The sequence below is a fragment of the Streptomyces sp. NPDC037288 genome (assembly GCF_055603265.1).
Genome location: NZ_JBVJVY010000161.1, coordinates 1 through 3,513, shown reverse-complemented (window position 1 = coordinate 3,513; position 3,513 = coordinate 1). Strand labels below are relative to the sequence as shown.

The window sequence follows — 3,513 nt, the reverse complement described above, 5'->3', positions numbered from 1 at the left end:
GGACTTCGAGCGAACCGTCACCGAGGCCAGGACGCAGGCCCATCAGGAGGACCGAGCAGCATAGGGAAGTCCTCCACGCTTTCTGGGGATTGACAGTACCGTCCAGCAACAGGTACCCGTCCGCGGGGTGGCTGGTCAGGGCCTGCGTCAACGTCGGGGCGAACACCGCGGGTTGCCCGATCGTGTGGTTCACGTAGCGCCAGGCGGTCGTTGTGCTGATGCCGAAGCCGGCGCCGATCTGTTCGAGAGTGTCGTGCTTGCGCAGGTAGACCAGGGTGCACCGGGCCCGGTCGTACGGACGCAGCCGGCACTGCCGGCCGGCTTCGCAGGACGCGATCACCACCGTGACCAGTTCCAGGAGCTCCTCGTCGAGATCGCATCCGGCAGGATAGGAGAACACGGGGCATCTCCGCAGGTGAGGCTGATGTTTGGCGACTCTCCAAACCAGCGGGGTGCCCGTTCGTCACGCCACCGTCAACACCCAACTCACCCTCACCCGCCAGCTGCACAAATGAAAAGGGCTCCTGGTACAACTTGCACCGACTGCACAGCAGCCTCGGCTACCGCAGTCCCGCCGAATACGAGACCGCACTCGCAGCGTGACGACCACACCGACAGTGTCCGTCAAAGCGGAACAAGCTCAGTGTGGCTCGACAGAGGCATGACGGTGACACGGTGACTTCAAGTCAGGATGCCCACCGGACTCCCATCCTTGTCTCAGCGAGTGCGAGGCCAGCCTGTGATCCTTATCGGTGTCGATCCTCACAAGTCGTCCCACACCGCCGTCACTGTCGATGCCGCAGGCCACCACGTGGCCCAGCGCGGGTTCGTCGTCAACGCCGGCACCTTCCGCCAGCTGATGCGCTGGTGCGAGCAGTGGCCCGAGCGCCGCTTCGCCGTCGAAGGCGCCCGCGGCCTGGGCCGAACCCTTGTCCAGCAGCTGGCCGCCGCGGGCGAGAACGTGGTCGACGTACCCTTCACCCTCTCTGCCCGGGCCCTGCTGCTGGCCACCGGTGGCGACCGCAAGACCGACGCCAACGACGCCCGCTACGTCGCCCAAGCCGCCTTGTTCAGTGAGGACTTGCGGCCTGTGGAGCCCGAGGACCAGACCACGATCCTGCGGCTCCTGACCGAACGGCACGACGACCTGGTCCACGAACGCACCCGCGTCCTGAACCGACTCCACGCCGTCCTGCGCGACCTCCTGCCCGGAGGTCCCCCCACGAGGCTGTCCGCCGACAAGGCCGCTGCCGCCACGAAGGGCATCCGCCCCCTGACCGCCACCGATGCCTGCCGCCGGGACATAACCCGCGACCTGCTCGCCGACCTGCGTCGCCTGGACCGGCAGGTCAAGGACAACGAAGTCGAAATGCGCGACGCCCTCGCCGCGACCCACACCACACTCACTACCTGCCGGGTCTGGGCACCGTCCTGGCTGCCAAGGTCATCGGTCACGTTGGCGACGTCAGCCGCTTCCCCACCGAGCACCACTTCGCCAGCTACACCGGCAGCGCGCCCATGGACGCCTCCAGCGGCAAATGCCCCACCACCGGCTCAACACCGGCGGCAACCGCGTGCCTGCGCAAGATCGCAGAAGGAAAGACGCCCGCGGAGGCCCGCCGAGCCCTGAAATGACGGCTGTCCAACGTGGTCTACCGGATCATGAAACGCGATCAACCCGAACCACCTCGCTCAGGCCGCTTGACACACAGAGGCGCTAGCGGTGAGGGGTGGCGTGGAGGGGATGTTGGTTAACATTTGTTCGTCCTGATTCTGGTCGGCTTTGTGGCAACGTGGCCGACCCCGACGCCCCGCCGCCATCCTTCGACGTGGTATGGCGACTACCGCAGCGCCAAAGGCAGGGAGTCGGGGTGGACCCTCGCGCTGACCGTCCACCCCGCTGATGCCCCGACCGCGCACCCCTGTGATACAGACGGGGCACCATCAGTAGAACGGCCAGTTGGCCCGCAACGGAAGCCATCTCAGCTGCCGCAGACGTGAGCGTGTTGAATCCAGGACCGCCCCGGGACATTCTGGCAGCCTCTGCCCGGCTCCCACCTGCGCGAACGTCTCGTTCTTCCGGAGATGCGCGAGGACCAGCAGAGCCTGCTTGAAGCAACCGAGCCTGCGCCACGGAGAGTTCAGTTCACGCCTTCGAGCGTAGATGGGCCATGAGACGTACTCAACCAGCTCGTCCGGGATGTCGCGCATGGAAGGATACGGAACCAACGAAGCCCCCCGGCCGATGGCCGTGCTGAGTGAGATCACCACAACCAACAACGAGGGGCTTCACCACGTCACCACCCCGCTTACCAGGCCATACAACCCTCCAGAGGCAACACGAAAGAGGTTCAGTAGGTTCCGCGCTGGACCGGTTACAAGCAACGCCATACCGCCCAACACACCATCGCATCGTGCCACCGAATGCGGTCAAGCTATCCCCGACGGCCGCACGGATCACCGAGCCGGCGGCACATTTCCCGTTCGAAGACTCCAGGTCAGACAGGCCCCAGTGCCTAACCGCAAACGTTGCCGGCCGAGGGGTTGAAGACCCCAACGACCGTAACGGTCGTGCCGCAGGCGTTCACGGGCACGTGTACGGGCGCCTGAACCAGGTTGCCGCTCGCAATTCCGGGCGAATTATTGGCCGTGCCGCCGGCGCTACCGTCGGCGACTGCGGCGCTTGCGCATCCCAGGACTGCAGCAGCAGCCAGGGTAGCGGTGGCAAAAGCGGGGCGTCCACGCATCGCGTTCTCCTTCGTTGAGATGATCATTCTTTTGCTCTCCCGGCGTTCACAGGGAAACTTCAGTAAATTCAGAAGCCGGTAGAAGACACTGAGCCTCTTCAGAACGGGCACCGATCGGGTGAAGGTTGACTCTATAGAAGTTGGCGCCCACTGCAGGTCGGAACGCAAGTCAACCTCCAGCGACCGTTCATCTCGCGGAGTGACTACTGAAGAAGCTCACTCATTCAGTTAGAGGTGCGGCGGCCTCGGGCGAGGCAGCAGCCTCGTTGCTCGCCAGCAGAGCCATCACTCAGGGCCTTGCTCGCGGTAATTGACTACTGCCGGCAGGTGCGGACACGCTGACCCGCACCTGCCGGGAACACAGGTGCGGGCCGTCTGTGACAGCGGACGTGACTCCAGAGAGGCTTCCGACTGTGCAGTCAAGCAGCCGAGATCCTTACTCAGGCGCACAAGCTGGCCCGCGCCGGATCTCGCGAGGAGAACGACCACTGTGGCAAAAACGTTACGGCGCCATAATCCGGCCAACTGTTTGACCAAGGTACCGCCACGGTGAAGGGCCACCCTTACCGCTGGGAGTGGGGAAGAGCGGCCCTCAGTGCGTCAGTGATATGGCCTGCGAGCCAATTGGGGAGCATAGGCGTTACTGATTTCAGCTCGGCAGGGTGAGCTCTGATGGCGTCCCGCTTCGTGGTGTAGCCGATCAGTGTTGGGGCGTGCGCCCCGGGGCGTGTGTCGATAGGGATTCCGCTCCCTGCCCGGCAGGCGG

General features: G+C 64.8%; 3 protein-coding genes and 1 pseudogene. 2 read left to right on the top strand and 2 right to left on the bottom strand.

From position 1 onward, the window contains the following. On the bottom strand, positions 1–400 hold a 400-nt coding region (locus ACZ7GZ_RS42740), incomplete at its 3' end, for a helix-turn-helix domain-containing protein (protein ID WP_471033210.1). Between the two features lie 291 nt (positions 401–691). On the opposite strand from ACZ7GZ_RS42740, the pseudogene ACZ7GZ_RS42735 reads away from it, so the two are divergent. Then, positions 692–1,150: pseudogene (locus ACZ7GZ_RS42735) on the top strand (IS110 family transposase); the annotation flags it as partial. Positions 1,151–1,290: 140 nt separating this feature from the next. Beyond that, entirely contained in the window at positions 1,291–1,635 is a 345-nt protein-coding gene (locus tag ACZ7GZ_RS42730) for a transposase (RefSeq protein ID WP_471033215.1), read from the top strand. An 881-nt stretch (positions 1,636–2,516) separates the two neighbouring features. Here ACZ7GZ_RS42730 and ACZ7GZ_RS42725 read toward each other — a convergent pair. After that, on the bottom strand, positions 2,517–2,747 hold the full coding sequence (locus ACZ7GZ_RS42725) for a chaplin (RefSeq protein WP_471033213.1): 231 nt from the start codon (positions 2,745–2,747) through the stop codon (positions 2,517–2,519). Positions 2,748–3,513: the final 766 nt, after the last annotated feature.

Coding starts and splice junctions, on each gene's coding strand:
- ACZ7GZ_RS42725 (WP_471033213.1), bottom strand. CDS start 2,747: ATGCGTGGACGCCCCGCTTTTGCCACCGCTACCCTGGCTGCTGCTGCA.